The sequence below is a fragment of the Micromonospora sp. WMMD736 genome (assembly GCF_049179015.1).
In the GTDB taxonomy this organism is placed as follows: domain Bacteria; phylum Actinomycetota; class Actinomycetes; order Mycobacteriales; family Micromonosporaceae; genus Micromonospora.
Window position 1 is genome coordinate 1 of the sequence record NZ_JBMHMI010000012.1, and the last position, 2,931, is coordinate 2,931.

The 2,931-nt window shown below is 67.3% G+C and carries 3 protein-coding genes; 2 read left to right on the top strand and 1 reads right to left on the bottom strand.

All coding sequences use genetic code 11. The annotated features are described in order from the left end of the window. Positions 1 to 109 precede the first annotated feature (109 nt). Positions 110 to 916 (top strand): enoyl-CoA hydratase, encoded by an 807-nt coding sequence (locus ACN269_RS32565; RefSeq protein WP_421476844.1) that lies wholly within the window; start codon positions 110 to 112, stop codon positions 914 to 916. A 168-nt stretch (positions 917 to 1,084) separates the two neighbouring features. Continuing rightward, a complete protein-coding gene (gene tet(V), locus ACN269_RS32570) occupies positions 1,085 to 2,374 on the top strand; it encodes a tetracycline efflux MFS transporter Tet(V) (RefSeq protein WP_421476847.1) in 1,290 nt (429 codons plus the stop codon). A gap of 5 nt (positions 2,375 to 2,379) precedes the next feature. Here the strand turns inward: tet(V) and ACN269_RS32575 are convergent. Beyond that, a partial coding sequence (locus tag ACN269_RS32575; RefSeq protein ID WP_421476846.1) for a GTP-binding protein occupies positions 2,380 to 2,931 on the bottom strand: 552 nt, incomplete at its 5' end.

Here is a 2,931-nt window from a genome sequence, read left to right on the forward strand (position 1 = left end):
CCCGCCATGATCTTCTGCCTTCCGAATAGTTGACCGCCGACAAAGCTTACTTGTATAACCAAGTCGAACCCGGCGCGGGCCATCCGCCCGCCAGATCTAAGGTGCAGCGATGAAAACCACTGAAACGTACGCGAGCGTCGATGACCTGTCCGTGACACTGACCGACGGCGTGCTCTCGGTGACGTTGAACCGCCCCGACAGCCTCAATTCACTGACCGAGGCCATGCTCAACGGGGTGGCCGCGGCGCTGCAACAGGGCGCCGACGACCCGCGGGTGCGGGTGGTGCGGCTGGGTGGCGCCGGGCGCGGCTTCAGTTCGGGCGCGGGGATCAGCGCCGAAGACCAGGCCCGTAAGGCGGCCAGTTCGCCTGCAGGCGTGCTGGACGCGGCCAACCGGGCGGTAGCCGCGATCGTGGCGTGCCCGAGGCCGGTGGTGGCAGTGGTCCAGGGCGCGGCGGCCGGGGTGGGCGCCTCGCTGGCGCTGGCCTGTGATGTCGTGCTGGCGTCGGAGAAGGCGTTCTTCATGCTGGCCTTCACCAAGATCGGGTTGATGCCCGACGGCGGCGCGTCGGCGTTGTTCGCCGCGGCGGTGGGCCGCATCCGGGCGATGCGGATGGCGTTGCTGGCCGAGCGGATTGGAGCCGCTGAGGCCTACGACTGGGGCCTGGTCACCTCGGTGTATCCGGCGGACGACTTCGACGCCGAGGTGGACAAGATCATCGGCACCCTCGTGTCGGGTCCCGCGGTGTCGTTGCGAAAGACCAAGCAGGCCATCAACGCCGCCACGCTCACCGAGCTGGACGGCGCCTTCGCGCGCGAACGCGAGGGCCAGCTGCAACTGCTGGTCTCCGATGACTTCCGCGAGGGCACCCAGGCCTTCCAAGAACGTCGACCGGCGAAGTTCTCCGACTCCTGACCCTTCCCACCTTGCCCTTCTTGCGCCCAAATGAACCATTGGGCGCAAAAGTGCGAGTAATTCGCGCCGAAACGTCGATCTCGGCGTCGGCTGAAAATCGTTGGACTCGGCCATCGTCGGTCGGTCACCATCGACTGCGTGAGCACGCAGTTCGACAGCGATGATCGCTTGTGCGAAGAGCAGACGGCTCGGGCCCAGCCGGTCGGTAGACCCGGCGGCTGGCGCGTGCTCGCGCCGTTCCAGCATCGCGAATACCGCCTGCTGATCGCGGCGGTCTCGCTGTCGATCTTCGCCGACGGCATGTTCGCGGTGGTGCTGGCGCTGCAGGTCATCGACCTCGACAACGACCCGGTGTCGCTGTCGATCGTGACGACCTGCTTCGGCGCAGCGCTGGTTGCATTCGTCCTGGTCGGTGGGATCGCCGCGGATCGGATCAACCAGCGTGCCATCATCATCGCCGTCCAGTCGGTCAATGTCGTCGCGGCGTCGGCGATCGCTGCGCTGGGGCTGTCCGGCGGACTGCAGATCTGGCACCTGGCGGTGGGCGCGACGGCACTGGGCGCCGCAGCGGCGTTCTTCTTCCCCGCTTACAGCGCCATCCTGCCGCGCATCCTCCCTGCCGAGCAGTTGTTGGCTGCCAACGGCGTCGAAGGGGTCGTGCGCCCGGTCTTCCAACGCGCTGTCGGTCCGGCCGTGGCCGGCATGGTGGTGGGTGCGACGTTCCCGCCCGTCGGGGCCGCTGTGGTGGCCGCCTTGTTCGCCGTCGGTCTGGTGCTGCTGACCGCGACCAGGCCGACCGTGAAAACTCCTGTCCACGAAGCGGATCAAGTGCTGACGCACCCACTGCGCGACCTGCGCGAGGGCTTCGTGTTCATGCTGCGCACGCCGTGGTTGTTGTGGACGCTGTTATTCGCCAGCTTGTTCGTGCTGGTGGTGCTGGGTCCGATCGAGGTGCTGTTGCCGTTCATCGCGCAGGACCGATTCGCCGACGGGGCCCGCAGCTACGGATTCATCTTGACGTTCTTCGGGGTGGGCAGCGCGCTTGGCGCGCTGGCGGTGTCGTCGTGGCGGCTGCCGCGGCGCTACCTGACGGTGATGTTGGCGATGTGGGGCCTGGGCTCGGTTCCGCTGGTCGTCATCGGCTTCACGTCGTCGTTTCTGCTGATGGCGCTCGCGACATTCGTCATCGGCGTCACCGACGGCGCGGCCATGGTCATTTGGGGGACGCTGCTGCAGCGCCGCGTCCCGAGGAACATGCTGGGCCGGGTCTCCAGCCTGGACTTCTTCGTGTCCCTGGTGTTCATGCCGGTGTCGTTCGCGATCGTCGGGCCGCTGTCGAAGGTCGTGTCGATGCAGACGATCTTCCTGGTGGCCGGGGCGGTGCCGATCGTGCTGGCGGTCATCGCGATGGCCGCCGCCCGGATGCCACGCGACGAAATCGCCCATCCGCTGCGCTAACTAAGTTAGATGCTGAGCTGCCGCAGCCACTGTAATCGTCGCATCCCGGCTGCGGCCACCTTCTGCGGACAAGGGCGAAGCGCCTCCTCGAGACGGCCGCGCACCTCGTCGTCGTCGAAACCGGTGCCGATCGCCACGAGGTGACTGGCCCGCGCCACCGCACGCGCAGTCGTTACATGTACTGACGTGCCGACGACGTTGACCAGAAAATGGCGGGTGCCGACCCCGACGGCGCCCTTCATCCGGTAGACCCCCGGAGGCGGCTGCTCGAGCAGATCGACGAGCGCCGCGGGGTCGACGGCGCCGTCGCGGACAACGGTGACCGACGACGCATGCAGGTGGTTGTGGTGCTCGTCGTGGGCGCCGACCGCCTCGTCGACGAGTAGATCCCGAAACGACATCTGCCCGGTCTCACCTCCGTCGTCCGTGACGTCATAGAGCAGCCGGCGGTCCACACGTCCGGCCACCGCGCTCACGATGTGAACATCCGAATTGAGCTCGCGCACACGGGCTTCGATCCGGCGGAGTGCCTCGCCGCGTGCGTTCTCGGCGATCCG